This is a genomic window from Fibrobacter sp. UWB16, assembly GCF_900215325.1.
Classification (GTDB): domain Bacteria; phylum Fibrobacterota; class Fibrobacteria; order Fibrobacterales; family Fibrobacteraceae; genus Fibrobacter.
This window is the reverse complement of sequence record NZ_OCMS01000001.1, coordinates 104,250-122,937: the sequence shown is the minus strand read 5'-3', so window position 1 is coordinate 122,937 and position 18,688 is coordinate 104,250. Positions and strand designations below refer to the sequence as shown.

Genomic DNA, 18,688 nt, shown 5'->3' with positions numbered 1-18,688 from the left:
TTGAAAATACTTAAAAGGTAGGTATTGAATTTAGATTGCTATTAGAATTGTGTCTGGTGATCCCGGAACGGAGTCCGGGATGACATGAAAAAAACACGGCAGAGTAGCCGTGTTCAATGTAGTCTTAACAAGAAAAACTTGAATTAGAACTGTTCAATCTGGGTGTTGAACTTGTACTTGTCCTTGTAGTAGGCAAGCATTTCGTTGCTGTTGGAGAATGCGCGGCGCAGCGGATCGCGGAGGGCCGGTTCTCTCTTGACCTTCTTGTTGATTTCCGGAACGACGTCCTTGAAGAAGAGTTCGTTGCTAGCAGCAGCGACGTGGTTCTGGTTGAAGTCCATGTGGTAGCGGCGTTCGACCATCTGGAACAAGTCAGACTGGCAGGAATTTTCGGGCGGCATGTGGCTTGCAACAGGCATATAGCACTGCTTGATGTAGTCTTGTTTCATGCTGACGATAAGGCTGTCAATAGCAGGAATATCGTGTACCGAATCGGTATGGGTGGCGAGTTCGGCCTTTGGGGTCACGACTCCAGAGCATGCAGAGAAGAATGCTGCGACGAGTGCGAGGGATGCCCAAATGATGGAATTTTTCATGTCCTAATCCTTTTGTTTGACATTGTTTTTTTACTACATCAATCCCGTGTTCCAAAGTTACTTAATTGTGGATAGATTTGCGATAGTAAGGGTGTAAATTTACAGTTACGAAAGGCCGTTTTTCACATATTTTTACGTTACGTGTGACGTAAAACACCAAAAAATGTTATTTGTTGGTCGGCTTGAACTTGTAAAACCACTTGATAGGGTCAATTACGTCGTATTTGACATTGCCAATACGCTTTTTGCCCTTCTTGCTCACGAGCCCTGTAACAATGTGGGCGTGTGGCCCTGTGGTGTGCCCGGTGGTTCCGACGGTTGCAATCGGGTCGCCCGGCATGACTTCCTGGCCGTTCAGATAAAGGAGCTTGTCGCAGTGCATGAACAAGATAACGTCTTCCTTGCGGACAAGTGCAATGATGACGCCGCCTCGTTCATCGCGGCTCGTCCAGGCCTTTGCGCCGAATGGTGCTAAAATACGGGCCCCCTGGCGGCTTGCGACGTCGATACCGTTATGCTTTCGTTGCGTGGCTGTCGCTGTTTCGTGATAAAATTCAGTAATGTAGGCGATGCTATCCGAAATGACGGATGTCCAGTATTTCCAGGCGGCGCCGATTGTATCTGCCGAGGCGGGGCGCTTGATTTCGTCCGGTCTCGAGAAGCGTATGGTCGTCCCTTTAGGCGGAATGTTCAAGTTTCCTCTTTCCCATTCGACGACTTTATATCCGTTGTCCTCAAGCGTTTTCGCCACGTAGTTCTTGATCATCTTGTCGTTGGTGATGATGGCGTCAAAGCGTCCGATGGCGTAACGGGCGATGCGCTGCATACTTTCGTTTCCATCGAAGGTGTATTCAAACGAAGGGGCTACGGAGAGCTGGTTTCGTTCCTGGATGCGGTCGCGGAGGTTCGAATCGCTCCTGTCGATGTCTGTTACGAACAGGAACGGGGCGATAATGACCGCAATGAGCAAAAGCGGGAATAGGTTGCGGATAATTCTCGGGAATCCGTCCAGCGGATTCTTGACGAGAATGGATACTTTATGGAGTTTCCTTACAACCTGGGCTAGTTTTTCTGGATTTTTCTTGAAATCGATGGAAAAGGCTTCTTTGGTGGCGCAGGCGTTTCGGCTAATGGCTTTGCGGGCCTTGGGGTAACTGCGTCTGGCTGGGCGTTCCTTGGAAAGCCACAAAATCTCGATTTTTTGAGCCTCTTTGACGTCTTCGATGAATGCGGCTGCCGATTTCATTGAAAGGGGCGTCACATGCATAATCAGGAGGCGCGCCATAGAGACGAGGTGTCCGACGTTCTCGACTTGCTCTGTCGAAATGATGCCTATGACGTGCGGGGCTATCTTTTCGAGGCTTTTGATGTTGTGGTAGAGCTTGCGGAATGCGTCGTCCGAAGTGGGGAGTGCTTTGGTCCCCGTGAATGAAATACTTCCGTCGTCAGCAAATGAGGCGGAAATTTTTTCGATTTCTTCGGATGAGAGGATCTTTTTTGAAAGGTCTGCGGCTTGAATGGGGGCGTTCCCTTCGAGAGGGCGCTTCCCAGTGAAGTCAATTACAACAAAACGCGCACCGGCGTTAAGTGCCAGTGCGAATTTATGCAAGGCTTCTATGGGTAACGCTTCTTCGTCAGAAATGGCGAAAAGTGTAAGCCCGCCTTGGTTGTAAAGGCTTTCTAGGACCTTTCTTTGCATGCCTTACTTGGCGGCTCCGCGCGGATAGGAGTAGCCAGAAGGAGGAGCGGCGACGAACTTGTCGACCTGGAGATAAAGTTCTTCAGCGGATGCGGCCGGGTTGAAGAATATTTCCTGGTTTCTGTTCTGGCTGCGGCCCTTGATGGGTTCGTTGCGGCGGCCACGGCTGACGATGCCGAGCGGGAGCACTTCAAGGAGCGGGAGGAGGCCGAAGTAGCGGAAAAGGCTGAAGTTCTTCTGCCAAGTGGTGCGTTCTGCCAAGATAGCGAATGTCCCTTCGATGATGGACTTGCTCTGGAGAAGGTCTTCAGAGGTCATCGTCACGAGTTCGTGATTGGTCGGGAAGTTGTTCTGGAAGTTGACCATGTCGCCTTTGAGGTAGTTGGCGTCGCAGAGAAATACGAATTTCATTGTGTTTCCTGGTTAGATTTAATCGGTTTATCTCTAAAACTAGCTTTTTTAGCTCAATTTGTCATATTTTGGAACCTTCTTGCGAGGGGCTGATGCCTTAAAAAATCCAATTTTTACAAAAAGTTTACAATTGCGGGCGGTTGGAGGGCGCTTTTTTCGGAAAAATGGCGTTTTCTTGAAAAATGGCGCCTGTTTTACTTTTTGGGGGGATTTTTCTGTAAGTCGTTGATAGTCAAAAAGTTACGTGAAATAATTGGAACGGCTGGACAAAAAAGCCTTTTTTTGTTATGGAAAAACATTTTTGAAATATGAAAAGATTTCGCAGAAAAGCATTATATTTAGAGACGTTTTTAAGGACGTGTGAAAAATTTCACAGTGAAATTTTGATTGCGTATATGGAATCGGAGATCTAAAATGAATAAACTGAAGCGGTCCATGGCGACCTTGATAGCTTCTGCTAGTGTTATTGCAACATCGTCGTTTGCGCAAAATCCAGCACCGGCTCCACAGGCTGAGCCTGCAGCTCCTGTGAACGAACCTGCCCCGGCGCCAGAACCGGCTCCGGCAAACGAGCCTCCTCAGATTGGTGGTATTCCTGGTGAATCTATTCAGGAAGGTGGAACTTTCTCGAAGTTTAAGCTTGATAACTTTGTCACCGACGATGTGGACCAGCCCTCCCAGATTCGCTGGAAAGTCAGTGGCAACAAGGCCCTCAAGGTGAATATTGCTCCGGACCATACGGTTGAAATTACCACGCCGGATGCTCTTTGGAATGGCTCTGAAGACTTGACTTTTACGGCTACGGACTCCAAGGGCGCCTCGGCTTCGGAAACCGTAAACTTCTCCGTCGAATCTGTGAACAATCCACCGGTGGTGGCTCAAATTCCAAGCCAGGTGATTACGGAAGGCAAGCAGTTTGCAAAGATCCGCCTGGATGACTTTGTGAATGACCCAGACCATAAGAAGAACCAGATTACGTGGGATACCGAAGTCGTTCCGGCTGGTGGCCCGCAGGCTGATGGCGATTTGTCTGTGACGATTGACGCTAACCGCGTTGCGACGATTGTCGTGCCGGATGCTCACTGGTATGGTGCTGCAAGAATCAAGTTTATTGCCAATGACCCGGATTACGGTAGCGATAACAAGACCGCTGCATTTACGGTTCAGCCCGTGAACGATCCTCCGACGTTTACGAAGAAGATTCCGGACCAGGTCATCGACGAAAAGAACCAGTTCGACATGATTTCCCTTGCGGACTATGTCACCGACCCGGATGACGATCCGATGAAGCTCAAGTGGACAGTGACGGGCAACAAGGACTTGAAGATCGAAATCGATAATTACGGTTCTGCCATCATTACCACTCCGAATGAATTCTGGAACGGCCAGGAACGCGTGACGTTTACCGTGACCGACGCTGCTGGTGCTTCTGCAAAGCAGGATGTTTTGCTCAAGGTAAAGTCTATTAACGACCCTCCTGAGTTTGTTCAGAACATCCCGGACCAGACAATTGACGAAAAGCAGGAATTTACTCCGATTCAGCTTGGCCAGTACGTGAAGGATCCGGACCACCGCATCGAAATGCTCAAGTGGGCTGTTGCCGGTGCCAAGGACCTGAAGGTCTCTGTTTCTGGTGGTGTTGCCACTATTCGCATTCCGAACAAACTTTGGAATGGCTCTGAATCCATCAAGTTCAAGGCTACGGACCCGGAAGGCGCTTCTGCTGAATGCGAAGCCGTGTTTACGGTCAATTCCGTGAACGACTTGCCGAAGATCATTCGTCCGATTCCGAACCAGAACATCAGCGAAAAACAGCAGTTCACGAAGATCAAGCTTGATGATTTTGTCAAGGATGAAGACCACAAGAATTCTGAACTCTCCTGGGATGTCGAAGTCAAGCACCAGGGCCCGATGCCGGAACTCGGCACGCTCAACGTAAATATTGACGACCAGCATGTGGCTACGGTTGAAATTCCGGACCCGAGCTGGAACGGTAACACGATTGCTACGTTCACGGTCACCGACCCGGAAGGCGGTTCTGCAAAGCAGGATGTCGCACTCAATGTGAAGTCTGTGAACGACCCGCCGGTATTCAAGAAAATCCCGGACCAGGCTGTTGAAGAAAAGAATGAATTCACGTCGTTCATTTTGGATGACTACTTGAGCGATGCCGACCATGACTTCTCCAAGCTCAAGGTCGAAGTGACGGGCAATAAGGACCTCAAGGTCAATATCGATAACAGGTCCCATGAAGTCTCTGTGAAGATTCCGCACGACCAGTGGAATGGTACGGAAAACTTGACCTTTACGGCCACGGACCCGGAAGGCGCTCGTGCAACAACTTCTGCTAAGTTCACTGTAAAGGCTATCAACGACCCGCCGGTCATGAAGGATATTCGTGAACAGACGATCAAGGAAAAGGGTGAATTCCAGACGATTGAACTTGATAACTTTGTTGAAGACCTTGACCATGCCAAGAACCGCCTCAAGTGGACGATTACGGGCAACAAGGAACTCAAGGTGGCTGTGGATGCCGCTCGTAACGTGCGCATTACTCCGCCGTCTCCGCAGTGGCATGGTGCCGAAGCCTTGACGTTCAAGGTTTGCGACCCGGATAACGCTTGCGACGAACGTACCGCAACCTTTACTGTGGAATCCGTGAACGACGTTCCGATGTTCGTGAAGCAGGTGATGCCGCAGACGATTCGCGAAAAGGGTCAGTTCCAGCCGATCAAGCTTGCTGACATGGTGAAGGACTTGGATAACAAGCTCTCTGAACTCACGTTCTCTGTCTCTAGCAAGCCGGCGGCAGGTTCCAAGAAGAAAGATTCTGAACTCAAGGTTGAAATTGACGACCAGAAGGTTGCAAAGATTATCATTCCGAACAAGTTCTGGAATGGCGCCGAAGAAATTACGTTTACGGTGACGGACCCGGAAGGTGCTAAGGCTTCCTCTTCTGCACTCTTCACCGTGGAATCCGTGAACGACCTCCCGGAAATTAAGCAGGTGGCCGACCAGACCATCCAGGAAAAGGGCGAATTTACTCCGTTCAACGTGTCTGAACTCGTGTCTGACCCGGATGACCGCTTTGAAAGCTTGAAGATCGACTTTACCGGCAATAAGGACCTCAAGGTCGATATGTCCAAGGCCGGCATTGTTACGGTCAAGACTCCGAACAAGATGTGGAACGGCTCTGAAAAGGTGACGTTCACGGTGACGGACCCGTCTGGTGCCAAGGCTCGTACAACTGCAACATTTACGGTTGTTTCTGTGAATGACCCGCCGGTCATGAAGGAAATTGCAAGCCAGACTGTCAAGGAAAAGGAATCGTTCAAGCCGATTGAACTTGACAATTACGTTGAAGACCTTGACCATGCCAAGAATCGCCTCAAGTGGAAGATCGAAGGCCAGAAGGAACTTCGCGTGACGATGGATGCAACGCATAAGGTGACTGTGACTCCGCCGAACGCAAGCTGGAACGGTTCTGAAAAGATCCGCTTCACGGTGACGGACCCGGATGGCGCCTCGGATAGCAAGGAAGTGACATTCACGGTGCTTTCTGTGAACGATGCTCCGGAATTCGTTCGTGATATTCGCGATCAGTCGATTGATGAAAAGAAGCAGTTCCAGCCGATTAAGCTCGCTGACTTCGTGAAGGATCCGGACCACAAGATTAGCGATCTCAAGTGGACGTTCAAGGTAAGCCCGATTGGCCAGGGTTCTTCCAAGAAGAAGGGCAAGAAGGATGACGAAGAACCGGCTGGTGAAAAGCTCAGCGTGAACGTTGATGCAAACCAGGTCGCCAACATTGTTATCCCGAACAAGTATTGGCACGGTGCTGCAAACATCACGTTTACCGCAACTGACCCGGAAGGTGCTTCTGCAAGCAAGACAGCTCGCTTCGAAGTGCGTTCTGTGAACGACGCCCCGATTATTTCGAAGGACGCTCCGATGGGTGAAACGATTCTCGAAGGCGGCCGCTTCAAGACGATCGACCTCTCGACTCTCGCCGAAGACCCGGACCATCCGGCATCTTCCTTGAAGTGGGAAGTTTCTGGCAATCGTGACCTCAAGGTGGATATCCGCAAGGACAACACTGTGATTATTTCTGTTCCGGACAAGCAGTGGAGCGGTAAGGAAAACCTCACGTTCTCCGTGACGGACCCGGAAGGCGCTTATGCTCGCCACAAGATGCTCTTTGAAGTGACTCGTGTGAACGATCCTCCGACGTTCGTGAAGAGAATCCCGGACCAGAAGATTAAGGAAAAGGAAACCTTCAAGCAGATCAAGCTTGACGAATTTGTGAAGGACCCGGATAACAAGCCGAATGAACTCCGCTGGAGAATCACTGGTGCAAAGCAGCTCAAGGCTGAAATTTCTCCGAGCCGTGTGCTTACGGTGATGGCTCCGAACAAGGATTTCTGGTGCGCTCCTGAAATGATGATTCTCGAAGTGAGCGACCCGGATGGCGCTAAGACTTCTCAGTCCATTACGTTTGAAATTGTTTCTGTGAACGATCCTCCGGTTTTGAGAGATATCCCGCCGCAGAGAATTCGTGAAAAGGGCCAGTTCAAGGATATTGACTTGAGCAAGTTCGTTCGTGACCCGGATAATACCATGGAACAGCTTTCTTGGGCAGTGAAGGTGCTGAAGCCTGAAACAAAGCCGGTCAAGAAGAGCAAGAAGGATAAGAAGAAGGGTAAGAAGGATGATGACGAAGAAGACGAGGAAGCCGTAAAGGATCCGTTCAGTGTCGTAATTTACAAGGGTGGCCTTGCCCACATCAATATTGCCGACCCGCACTGGCATGGTGAACGCAATGTCGTGTTCACTGTGAAGGATCCGGATGGTGCTACGGATTCCAAGACAGTCAATTTCGTTGTGGAATCTGTGAACGACGCTCCAGTTATCAGACCGATTCTTGCTCAGACAATCAAGGAAAAGGAACACTTTGAACCGATTGACTTGACCAAGTTCATCTCTGACCCGGATCATCCGACGAGTTCTCTCAAGATCGAAGTTGCCCAGACCCGCGCTCTCAAGGCAACGATCAATGCCAAGAAGCAGTTGGTTGTGACGACTCCGGACAAGTACTGGAACGGTTCTGAAAAGATCCGCCTCGATGTGACGGACCCGGAAGGTGCAAGAGCTTCTCAGCAGATTGATTTTGAAGTGACTCCGGTGAATGACCCGCCGACAATTGTCAAGCAGATTGGCGATCAGAAGATCAAGGAAAAGGAAAAGTTCACGATGGTGGACCTTACCAAGGTTGTGCATGATCCGGATAACAAGCCGAATGAACTCAAGTGGTCTGTTGCTGGTAACAACGAACTCGTTGTGGATATCAAGAATGGACGTGCAACGGTGACGACTCCGAACCCGAACTGGTTTGGTAAGGAAACGCTCGTGTTCACGGTGATGGACCCGGCTGGCGACAAGCAGTCTGCCAAGGCTACATTCGAAGTGACTCCGGTGAACGATCCTCCGAAGTTTAAGACGATTCCGCCGCAGGTCATTGACGAAAAGAAGACCTTCCCGGCAATCGACTTGACCAAGTATGTGACGGATCCGGATAACAAGGTCGATGAACTCAAGTGGTCTATCGATGGCGAAAATCCGTTTGCTTCTGCCGCACCTGCAAAGTCCAAGAAGAAGGACAAGAAAAAGGATAAGAAGAAAAAGAAGCATGTTGAAGAAGAACCGGCTCCGACCTTTGGCAAGCATGAACTGAAGTACAATATCAGTGAAAAGGGTATTCTCACTGTTGAAATCCCGAACAAGTACTGGAACGGTAGCGAAACGGTGACGATCAACGTGTTTGACCCGAGCAAGGAAAAGGCTTCTATTGAAGTGCGCTTTACGGTGAAGTCCGTGAACGACGCTCCGGTGGTGAAGGAAATCCCGGGACAGACGACTCTCGAAGGCAAGGCTTTCAAGTCTATCAATCTCGATGACTTTGTCTCGGATCCGGACCACAAGAAGAATGAAATCCGCTGGAAGGTCTCTGGTGCCAAGAACCTCGACGTGAGAATCAACGCCAACCGCGTTGCTGAAATCAAGCCGAGAAGAGACAACTGGTTCGGTGACGAAACCATCATCTTTACCGCAACTGACCCGGCTGGTGGCACGGACAAGTCTGTTGTGAAGTTCATCGTGAAGCATGTGAATGCAGCTCCGGTGATGCGCGACATTCCTGACTACACTATTAGGGAAAATCAGAACGAAGGCGTTATTGCTACGATTAAGCTGGACCAGTACGCTCGCGATAAGGACCACAACTTCGACGATCTCAAGTGGAAGTTCACTGGCAATAAGCAGCTGCAGGTGACTTATGACAAGGCCAAGAAGACTGTAATCGTGGCTCAGCCGTATTCTCACTGGAAGGGCAAGCCGGAACGCATCACGTTCACGGTCACCGACCCGGAAGGCGCTACGGCTCACAAGACAGCAACGTTTACGGTGATTGCTGTGAATAACGCTCCGGAAACGAAGCCGCTCTCTTACCAGACTCGCGAAGGTGAAGTGCTCAAGGTCCCGGCTGCAACAGGCCTTATGTCTGCTGCGAAGGACCCGGACGGCGACAAGCTCGAATCTGTGAAGACCGTGATGAAGCCGCGCAATGGTCGAATCGTCTTGAACGAAAAGAATGGTTCCTTCGAATATACCCCGAACAAGGGCTTCTCTGGAATCGATGAATTTACGTACAAGGTGTTTGACCCGTCTGGACTCGGTTCCAAGGTGACGAATGTGGAAATTAGCGTTCAGTTCAAGCCGAAGGATGTCCGCGGAAATAACGCTAACAAGAAAAAGAAATAAGGATTTCCTTGTAAAATAAAGAGCGCCTCGTGGTTAAAGCCGCGGGGCGTTTTTTGTTGCGTTTGAATTGTGCAAATGTCATGCCGAGGTGCAGTCCGTGCATACGTCATGCCGAGATGCTGTCTGTGCATACGTCATACTGAGAGGCGAATAGCCTCGAAGTATCCAGTGACATTTGTGTGATTGTCACCCCGGCCAATGTGCCGGGGGCGCCTATTACGATTGTGTTACGTCATGTTGAACGAAGTGAAACATCCAGTGATTCTTGGCTAGAATTAACTGGATCCTTCAGCCTACGGCCTCAGGATGACAACACGTGTTGATGTGTCACCCCCGACTTGTTGTGCGTTTGTCATGCCGGACGGTGTTCCGGCATCTCCTTTCTCGTATTAAGCGGAAAGAATTGCCTTATACGCTTCTACGAGTTTCTCGAATTTGACGGCGCAGTTGGCGGGGGAGGTAGAGGGGAGTTTTACCGCCTTGATTCCGGTTGCAGCTTCGCAGTATTTTTCGTAGAGCTTGTGGGCGGTGGTGCCTGTGCAAAAGATGCGCTTGATTTTCGTTTTGGCGAGGAGTGTGGCGATGTCGTTGGGTACGATGTCTTCGATGCTCGTGTCGCTAGCCCCGATGATGGTGCAACTGTCGAGAACGTCCCAAAGGGCGATGTGGTGCTTTAAAAGCATCGCTTTTTTCGCGTCGATGGTCGCAGGGAGAGGCTCGTTTAAGACGCTTGCGAGAACTTTCCAGAAACGGTTTTGCGGGTGTCCGTAGTAAAATCCCTGTTCGCGCGATTTGGGCGAGGGGATGGAACCGAGCAAAAGAACTTCCGAATTATCATCGAAAAGTGCGGGAAACTCATGCGTTACCCAAGTCCTCGTATTCTTTGCGGTTCTAGATTGCGTCTTCTTAGTTGCCATATCCTTAAAAATAAAAAGATATTTCGAGGCTCTCGCTCAGGATGACCCCATCATTGAACTTAACCCCTAAAGTTACTATATTTGGCGCCATGAATCCAGAAATTGAAAAACGCCGCACTTTCGCTATTGTCAGCCACCCTGACGCCGGTAAAACCACCATCACCGAAAAGTTCCTGTGGTACGGGAATGTGATTCGCGAGGCTGGTCACGTGCGCGCGAAGGCCAACAAGAGCTACACTGTTAGTGACTGGATGAAGATTGAACAACAGCGTGGTATTTCTGTTTCGAGTTCCGTGCTGAACTTCCCGTTTGAAGGTTGCATGTTCAACCTCGTCGATACCCCGGGGCATCAGGACTTCTGCGAAGACACGTACCGTGCGCTTACTGCCGTGGACGCTGCTTTGGTGCTTATCGATAGCGTGAACGGTGTTGAAAAGCAGACGATTCGCTTGATGAATGTCTGCCGTATGCGCCACACGCCGATTATCACGTTCATCAACAAGATGGACTTGGACGGTCGTCACGTGCTCGACTTGCTCGATCAGATTGAAAGCGTTTTGCAGATTAAGACCGCTCCGTTTACGCTCCCGATTGGCGTCGGTAAGCTTTTCAAGGGCGTCTATTCCATTGCCGAAAACACGTTCCACACGTTCAATCCGGACGATGGCAAGCAAGAAATTATCCAGATGGAAGGTCCGGACGATCCGCGCTTGGTTGAACTCTGCGGTGAAAACTGGGTTGCGCAATTCCGCGAAGAGTATGAAATGGTCACAGGCGGTATGGATCCGTTCGACCACGAAAAGTTCCTCAAGGGCGAAATGTGCCCGGTGTTCTTCGGTTCTGCTGTGAACAACTTCGGTGTGCGCCAGCTCTTGAACGCTTTTGCAAAACTCGCTCCGCCGCCGATGATCCGCGACACCGACAAGCGCCCGGTCAAGCCGGACGAAGACGCTTTCAGCGCATTCGTCTTCAAGATTCAGGCCAACATGGACCCGAAACACCGCGACCGCACGGCATTCCTCCGCATTTGCTCGGGTAGCTTTACCCGTGGCGAAAAGGTTTTCCACGTGCGTACTGGTCGTGACATCCGCTTGGCTGCTCCGACCGCCTTCCTCGCTAAGGATAAGGAAGTCATTGACCATGCCTGGGCGGGCGACATCGTGGGTATCAACGACCCGGGACTTTTCCGCATTGGCGATACGCTTACGGATGGCGAAAAGATGAACTTCACGGGTATCCCGGACTTTGCGCCGGAACACTTTGCCCGCGTGACACTTTTGAATCCGCTCAAGTCTAAGCAGATGGCGAAGGGCCTTGCAGAACTTTCGGAAGAAGGTGCAACGCAGCTCTATGAACCGCTCAAGTCCGCTGTGCCTGTCGTGGGCGTTGTGGGAGAGCTCCAGTTCGACGTGCTCAAGTTCCGCTTGCAGAGCGAATACGGCGCCGATGTACAGCTCGACCGCGTGCCTGCTCATTGCATCCGTTGGGTTAAAGGCCCCGAAGCTGACGTGGGCAAGTTCGCCGAAGAATATGCCGGCGACTGCATGATGGACAAGGAACGCAATCTTGTGTGCCTCTTCCCGAATGAGTACCGCCTGAACCTCGCGCTCAAAAATTACGAACGCCTGAGCTTCGCCGAAACCTCGCAAGGGTAGTTTATTCTTGTCATTCTGGAGGCCCGACGGGCCGATAGAATCCAATGATTTTTTTAAACGGCAACTTTTGACGAAGTTGTCGTTTTTTTATATTGAAAAGCATGAAATCATTACTTTTCTTTCTTCTCCTTTGCGTTGCCTGCGTGCAGGCTCGTGGTTTAAACTGCATTGAAATGCTCAATGTGGATATTGCTTTTGATAAATTTAATGTCCCTGAAAAGTTTATGTTCACGTTTGGGAATAACGTAGCTTCGAGCGAAAGTTTGACATTGTTCCCTGTAAAGAAAGCTGTTGATTATGATGGTGTTGTTCAGTTCAAGTCAAAGGATGCTATTCTGACATATCATATTTCTTATGAAAATTCCGAAAATGGCAATATGGTTGACTCGGCTGATGTAGTACAGATAAAGTCTTTAGCTGGAAAAACGGATTCTGTCGCTCTTGCCGATTTGTGGGGCGCGGGGGACTTGTTTTCAAAGGGCTCCCTTAATACGGAAAAGGTGATGACCGTACGGTTCCTTATTCCTATGCTTGAAAAACGGAATAAGGACTATGCTTTGCAGAATTATGCCTGTACCAATTGGCATGACTTGCGCGATGTAAAAAATAGAAAGAGAAAAAGCTCAAAAGAAGAAATCATCAGATAAAAATGGCTTAAGTCCCAATTTTTGGGATGATGTGCAAAATAATATTGATTTGTCGGATTGCTATTGAAGATGAACGTTAAAAAGATAATCAAAATCGCATTTGCTTTTATCGCTAGCTTTTTGCTAGTGTGTTTGGTGTTTATTTTTTATGTGATGCACGATGAATCACCGATGAAAAAATCGTTTACAATGAACACGTCTTTTGTCGAGATTGAAACGGACTGCTTTGATTATTGCTTTACAGAAAAAGACCGTTATTTCTTGAAAAATGAATTGAAAGTTCTTGATAAGGATACCATTCGTTTAATGGCCGAATTTCATGGCATCAAGAGCGTAATCGGAGTCGTGAAGTATGAAGAGAGTAAATATGTTGATTTTTTGAATGGCTATGATAGGACGGGCTATTACATTGTTTTGGGAAAACATTTCTTTGGGCCTTTTCGGGAAGTAAATGCTGTTTATTAGTGAGCCTAGATTATGAAAAGAATACTTTCTTTTTTTGTTGTTATTTTGGTTGCTTTGTTTCCATTGGAATTGGCTTTGCTTAATAAGGATTGCATCGATTCTGAAATAAAAATCGAATGTAAAGGAACTGTATGCGCTATTCAGCCCACAAGTTCAAATGAACCGGTTGAGTTTGAAGCTTTGGTATTTGATCCAAAATCTTTAAACGATGAACCGATTGAAAATTCTTTTGAGTCATCAGTTGTTAGAATTTATTATAAAGACGAAAAAAGGGAAAAAATAAATTTTGTTACGATTAAGAACGGAAACGTGATGACTTTTTTGAACTTTGATGATTCTGTGGGATTGGCTCAAGTTGTTACTTCAAAGTTGTTGGAATATGAACCTTTTTTCTATTTGACAAAGACTAATTCTGATAAATATTGGCTAGAAGAATCTCGTAAAAAAACTGAAAAATTTTCGGATAGTTTAAAAAAATGACAGGAAAATTTTGCGGCAGCCAAATCCGAAAAGTCCTTATGGGCAGATGAGTGATAAATTCCAAGATCCGACCTTCCAAAAAGAGATTGATAGTGTCCTTCGAAAGTTGAATATGTTGAAGTGGTAATGAAAGACTTAGATGATGATGAAATTGTTGGCTTAGGCTGTTGTGTGGGAATAATTATTATCCCTATTATATTGTTGTTGCTATTTCGTTTTCTTAAAGCGAATCTTGGGGTTCCTTTGTAAATGCGAAATTTCTCTTCGTGGCTGCTGTTGTTCCCGTCAAAAAAGTATATTACCTCAAATCGCCAAAGTCAATACATACGGCGGATTTAAGGCGACCGACTTTTATTTTCGCGGAAAAACATCAAATAAGATGTCCCGAGCGCATCGGCTAACTTCTTTGACATGAGCATAGAAATGGGCCTGGCTCCTCGTTCAAGCGAATTATAATTTTGTTTTGCGAGACCAACTTTTTGTGCCAACTGCGCTTGCGTAAGTCCTGCGTTTATGCGCATTATTTTCAGCGTCTTGGCTGGATTTATATTTTTTTTCGCCTTCTTGTACCAATCCATTTCTTCCACTGGCTCGAGAACGTCATCGTCGTCTTCGATACGGACGGAATCGGGGAACAGCGCGTCCAAAAAGGCAATGACAGGTTTCGGAATATTCTTGCCCGAAACCTTGAACGACACCGGTTCATCAGTGTTCTGCATAGGGGGCGCTTCCACGACTGCCTGCATAAGTAACCTCCACAGTTATTCCTTTTTTCGTTTCAACCCAACACGCCACCCATTTGTGGGAAAGGTGGCAATGATGAGTAGACGTTCCTGCCAATATTCCGTAATTTGGCCAATTTGTTCTGACGGGACCATTCATTCGTATGTCATCAACAAGCAACGCAAGTTTTTCTTGTTGCTTTTGGGGCATTGCTGAAACAGCCCGAGAGACCCTTCTCGACATTAAAATATTGTACATAATAAATATATATTACTTTTTATTACTCGTCAACCTCCGTATTAAAAAAGGAACCAGTCGCAATTTGCGACCAGGTTCCATCAGCAAGTTTATGTGACACTTTTCACTTCCTTCATCATCAACTCCTTTGCGTTACAAGCCAAAAAAAACGCAAGATTACTACGCCACCAAATATACATTCCCATTTTGTCACAAAGTGTCAAAATGAGCTTGTTACGCATGGGCGCCCCTCCTGATACTGAGAGAGTGTGTGGGGGGGGGGAATGCGTCATGAAACTACGATTTTTACGCTTAGAGGGCTGATTGCGGGATACCGGCGGACTTCTATACTCTACGCTTCAGTCTTCCGATTTGTTGTGAAAATTGGCTTTTTAAAAGGTTAATTTCATGCCCATTAAAAAAATTAATCCGCATAACTTAAATTGACAAATATATGATAAAATTCTAATTCGTTTTCATGAGTATTTTTCAAAACTTTAATTGAAGCATTTCCAAATTCATTAGAGATATCTTTACAAGACAAACATTTAAAATTGTGTGGATACACGACATCTGAATTATTGGATGTTTTTTGAGTAATTATTTCCCAATGATTCAAGAAATCAGAATTGTTTCCTTCATAATACAACAAGTTAACGAAAATTCTCTTTGACGAATCATAATGGAATATTTTTAAAATATGTTTTCTTACATTTTGATTAAACGAATCACATCTTACGGCTTCAAAAACAACGGAATATGTATCAAAATCTAATACAAAATCCAACTCACCGGCTTGTTTCTTCGATGACGAAAGACCTCGATGCGGTTGATCTTTATCGTTTTCGTAATTTAAAGTCTTTAGATATGCTTCAAGTGTTATCTGAATTAAATCAGTTTTATTATCTTCTGGCAAAAGTTTTAGTGTTTTAATCTTCCGAAGAATTTTTTCCAAGCAAAAATATATTGAATGAATAACAAAACTGCCAACGTTTTCTCGATGTTTACACACAACATCCGGCAAAACTTTGAATCGATCTTCTTTGCTTAAACATATGATTTCCCTATAAGAACTAGCTAAGCGAGAAATTTCATCTTCTGCTGGAATGCTTTTCTTTAGTTTTTCATATTCTGTTTTTTCCTTTTCAGATGGTCGAATAGCATTACAAACTTTAAAAGCTTCTATATTCCGTCCTTTATTGAGCAGACAAGTCGCAACCGGTTTGGCGAAATCCAATTTGGTATGATAATTATTTTCTACAGAATTATAGAATTGATAGAGCTTATCACAATCCCCAATCTTTTCTAAAAGACTCGCTTTAGCGTAGTACAAATATTGAAGTCCTTCATACGATATTTTTTTATTTTCTCCCATTTTATTTTTTGTCACTCTAATTAGCGAGTCACATTGTTTTAACAATTCTGCATAATTGCAGCTGTTTTTCGAGTAAAAAACGGATATATAAAGTGCAAAAGACTTGTACTTCAAAGCAAAATAATCAGAATCTTGACATCTAATCTTTTTTACATTTTTCTGAGCTTCCTCATTCTTTCCATTTTTCATATACATTCGAGTCAGCAAAAAGTACCGCTCATTTTCCAAACTAATCAAGCCATCTTTATACCGTCCATCTGGATCCTTATAAGGACTCTTGTATTCAAGTAAACCCATTTGATTGTTATGCCAAAATAGACTATATAATTTCAAAATTTGCGCATTCAATACAAAGGGCGCGATTATCAGTCCCTTTGCTCTATTTTTGATGGAACTATCCAATTTTTCAAATAGCTTATCTGCGAACTCATTGTTAATATGTGAATTATATAAATCTTGCAAAAAAGAAATGTAATCGTCAAAAAATGAGATTGATTTCTCGACATCTGTTGAAAAGTCCATCAACCCCTTTAAAAAGCGTTGATCTTCTTCATCATCCATTAAATTATACGTCTTTGTCATCAGTCTTAAGTCATCGCCTTTTGACATTGCCAGCAGAACCTTCTTTCTGTTCGGCTCAGAAAAAGACTTCAATACGTCAATCACCTGCGGAAACAGTTCCGTACTAAAATCAAAACCCAAGTTTGATTCGTATAGTAGGTCAAAAATGGCTATCTTTTTCGATTCAATTTTATTTACAAAGCAATTTTGAAGAATTATAACAATACATTCTTCCAGCCTTTCCGCTTTCTCATTGCTTTCATACTTACGCCATTCAGAATAGACCGTGCACAATAATTTTAGATGCAAACGAAGTTTTTTTGGACCAGAATACTTTTTATCAAAATCACTTTCGCTCTCATCAAAATTGAGATAATTGAAAATATCTAAGCAAAAAACTTTTAATTCATCTAGTTCATAGAGTTGATTAAAAAAAACTCCCCATTCAAACGAATCAATTTCATTCCATTCTCTCCAATAATTGAACTTTTCGTTTTTTAGAACAGAATTTTCGTACAATGTCTTTATCAAATCAAAACATTGTTTTTTCTCAAACGATTCAGCCTTTATATAAAAAAAGAATAAATATTTAAATTCACTTATTTTTATTTGCCAAATACGCTGAGTCCATATATCTTTGGCATTTTTTTCAAAGCAGTCCAAAGCCGCCGCAACACAAGATTTTGTTGGTTTTTTAAATATGGGTGATGAGCAAACCTTTTCATAAACATTTCTGTATAAAAATGGCCATTTGCTGTTGTACATTCCTTCAATCAAAAACACTAAAAGCAAAGAAGCATCATGATAATTCTCTTTGCAGATCAAATTCTTTTCACAAAATAAAATCGTGTATTTATCAACTAGTTTAAAAGGAATATGTTCATCAGCAAACTTTTTTTTGAACGAATCCTCACATAATATGATAAATGAACAAAAGAAAAATAATCCATATCTTTTATCATCAATAAATGCCAATAAATGAGTAGGATTAAATCGAATTAGGTAAAAGATTGTTTGATATAGTAAATATGACTTATTTTCAAATAAGTCTAAAACATTAATGACTCGTGGATTCTTTATTGCGTAAATCAGCAGTGATTGCAGGAGCTTTACACAATCCTCACGAATCGAAAAATCTAAGAGATCTACCCCTCTCTCTCGATTTGAAAAGAATTTTAACCACTGAACAAAAGGTTCTTTAGATTCTATAGTGTAATCAGACAATCCATTTCTCAATATAATGTCTTTTGCTGAATAAAAAGAGCAAAAACTCAAATCTTCGTTCAATAAAAATTTTTCATTCTCACGACCATCTTCCAAATCATATTCATTTTTCAACAATTCCAGGGCTGTTTTTATAAAACGTTCTTTATGCCATTCAGAAAGGGATTCAAATGCTTCTGGACAAAAAATAAACTTTGTGGCAATCAACCATTCTTTTAGTGATTTTGCATCCTGTGAGGAATCTCTAATTTGGAACAATGAGTATAAAATGTACGACGATAAAAAGCCTTTATCGACTTTTAGTTCTAGCCTCCACAATACAAAGACATATTTATCCTCTTCTTTTGTTATTGAATATTCCTGCAAAAGAGTATCTAATTCGGACATTTGGGGGTAAAAATTCTTGAATCCTATGTATATTGAGTCAAATACTTCCGAGGAAATCTCGCAGGTTCTTGAATCTTCGTATTTGTATTTTTTTACTAAGAACTCCATAAAAAGGAAGTTTTCTACTAATTCATCGTCTTTAATCTCTTTTGGTATTTCTACAATTTTATCATCCAAGAACAATCGTAATACTGCTCCTGAGATTTTTATTTGCCCCAAAACATTTCTTAACCAGAATCGGTTTAACAAATAATCTAGCGAAACATTCGTTCCTTTTGCTTGGTTATATTCAACAATTTCTGTATGTATGGCCGTTTCGGTTAACGCCGTATGATTTTGCGAAGCTAGAATGATTTTTGCAAAGAATAAGGTAGGATTCCAAGAGAAATCAATATACTTCTCTTTGGGAGGAAATTCATTTTTTTTCAAATATGAATTTATTATGTTCCGGTCTTTCTGTAAAATATAATCATCTATCATTATGTTTTCCTCTTT

The 18,688-nt window shown here is 44.8% G+C and carries 11 protein-coding genes; 5 read left to right on the top strand and 6 right to left on the bottom strand.

Annotated elements, in window-relative coordinates; genetic code table 11:
- Positions 1-143 precede the first annotated feature (143 nt).
- The 3 genes from CRN95_RS00480 to CRN95_RS00470 form a co-directional block, all read right to left on the bottom strand.
- Positions 144-596 carry a hypothetical protein gene (locus CRN95_RS00480; protein WP_088629573.1) on the bottom strand — a complete coding sequence of 151 codons (453 nt, stop codon included), beginning with the start codon at positions 594-596 and terminating at the stop codon, positions 144-146.
- Between the two features lie 166 nt (positions 597-762).
- Positions 763-2,295 (bottom strand): M23 family metallopeptidase, encoded by a 1,533-nt coding sequence (locus tag CRN95_RS00475; protein ID WP_088629574.1) that lies wholly within the window; start codon positions 2,293-2,295, stop codon positions 763-765.
- Positions 2,296-2,298: 3 nt separating this feature from the next.
- A complete protein-coding gene (locus CRN95_RS00470) occupies positions 2,299-2,706 on the bottom strand; it encodes a hypothetical protein (RefSeq protein ID WP_072828146.1) in 408 nt (135 codons plus the stop codon).
- A gap of 414 nt (positions 2,707-3,120) precedes the next feature.
- On the opposite strand from CRN95_RS00470, the gene CRN95_RS00465 reads away from it, so the two are divergent.
- Complete coding sequence (locus CRN95_RS00465; RefSeq protein WP_088629575.1) at positions 3,121-9,522, top strand: Ig-like domain-containing protein; 6,402 nt, start codon at positions 3,121-3,123, stop codon at positions 9,520-9,522.
- A gap of 389 nt (positions 9,523-9,911) precedes the next feature.
- On the opposite strand, the gene CRN95_RS00460 is transcribed toward CRN95_RS00465, so the two are convergent.
- Positions 9,912-10,439, bottom strand: a complete 528-nt coding sequence (locus tag CRN95_RS00460) for a DNA-deoxyinosine glycosylase (RefSeq protein WP_097019792.1) — start codon at positions 10,437-10,439, stop codon at positions 9,912-9,914.
- An 89-nt stretch (positions 10,440-10,528) separates the two neighbouring features.
- On the opposite strand from CRN95_RS00460, the gene CRN95_RS00455 reads away from it, so the two are divergent.
- The 4 genes from CRN95_RS00455 (at position 10,529) to CRN95_RS00440 (ending at position 13,686) form a co-directional block, all read left to right on the top strand.
- Positions 10,529-12,094, top strand: a complete 1,566-nt coding sequence (locus tag CRN95_RS00455; protein WP_088629577.1) for a peptide chain release factor 3 — start codon at positions 10,529-10,531, stop codon at positions 12,092-12,094.
- A 101-nt stretch (positions 12,095-12,195) separates the two neighbouring features.
- Positions 12,196-12,741, top strand: coding sequence for a hypothetical protein (locus tag CRN95_RS00450; protein ID WP_088629578.1), 546 nt, complete (start codon positions 12,196-12,198; stop codon positions 12,739-12,741).
- 69 nt (positions 12,742-12,810) lie between these two features.
- A complete protein-coding gene (locus CRN95_RS00445; RefSeq protein WP_088629579.1) occupies positions 12,811-13,206 on the top strand; it encodes a hypothetical protein in 396 nt (131 codons plus the stop codon).
- A 12-nt stretch (positions 13,207-13,218) separates the two neighbouring features.
- Positions 13,219-13,686 (top strand): hypothetical protein, encoded by a 468-nt coding sequence (locus tag CRN95_RS00440; RefSeq protein ID WP_097019791.1) that lies wholly within the window; start codon positions 13,219-13,221, stop codon positions 13,684-13,686.
- Positions 13,687-14,021: 335 nt separating this feature from the next.
- On the opposite strand, the gene CRN95_RS00435 is transcribed toward CRN95_RS00440, so the two are convergent.
- Positions 14,022-14,432: a helix-turn-helix transcriptional regulator gene (locus CRN95_RS00435; RefSeq protein WP_097019790.1), complete on the bottom strand. Its 411-nt coding sequence runs from the start codon at positions 14,430-14,432 to the stop codon at positions 14,022-14,024.
- Positions 14,433-15,070: 638 nt separating this feature from the next.
- Complete coding sequence (locus CRN95_RS00425; RefSeq protein WP_097019789.1) at positions 15,071-18,673, bottom strand: hypothetical protein; 3,603 nt, start codon at positions 18,671-18,673, stop codon at positions 15,071-15,073.
- Between the last annotated feature and the right edge of the window lie 15 nt (positions 18,674-18,688).

Coding starts and splice junctions, on each gene's coding strand:
- CRN95_RS00435 (WP_097019790.1), bottom strand. CDS start 14,432: ATGCAGGCAGTCGTGGAAGCGCCCCCTATGCAGAACACTGATGAACCG.
- CRN95_RS00460 (WP_097019792.1), bottom strand. CDS start 10,439: ATGGCAACTAAGAAGACGCAATCTAGAACCGCAAAGAATACGAGGACT.
- CRN95_RS00440 (WP_097019791.1), top strand. CDS start 13,219: ATGAAAAGAATACTTTCTTTTTTTGTTGTTATTTTGGTTGCTTTGTTT.
- CRN95_RS00470 (WP_072828146.1), bottom strand. CDS start 2,706: ATGAAATTCGTATTTCTCTGCGACGCCAACTACCTCAAAGGCGACATG.
- CRN95_RS00480 (WP_088629573.1), bottom strand. CDS start 596: ATGAAAAATTCCATCATTTGGGCATCCCTCGCACTCGTCGCAGCATTC.
- CRN95_RS00450 (WP_088629578.1), top strand. CDS start 12,196: ATGAAATCATTACTTTTCTTTCTTCTCCTTTGCGTTGCCTGCGTGCAG.
- CRN95_RS00445 (WP_088629579.1), top strand. CDS start 12,811: ATGAACGTTAAAAAGATAATCAAAATCGCATTTGCTTTTATCGCTAGC.
- CRN95_RS00475 (WP_088629574.1), bottom strand. CDS start 2,295: ATGCAAAGAAAGGTCCTAGAAAGCCTTTACAACCAAGGCGGGCTTACA.
- CRN95_RS00425 (WP_097019789.1), bottom strand. CDS start 18,673: ATGATAGATGATTATATTTTACAGAAAGACCGGAACATAATAAATTCA.
- CRN95_RS00465 (WP_088629575.1), top strand. CDS start 3,121: ATGAATAAACTGAAGCGGTCCATGGCGACCTTGATAGCTTCTGCTAGT.
- CRN95_RS00455 (WP_088629577.1), top strand. CDS start 10,529: ATGAATCCAGAAATTGAAAAACGCCGCACTTTCGCTATTGTCAGCCAC.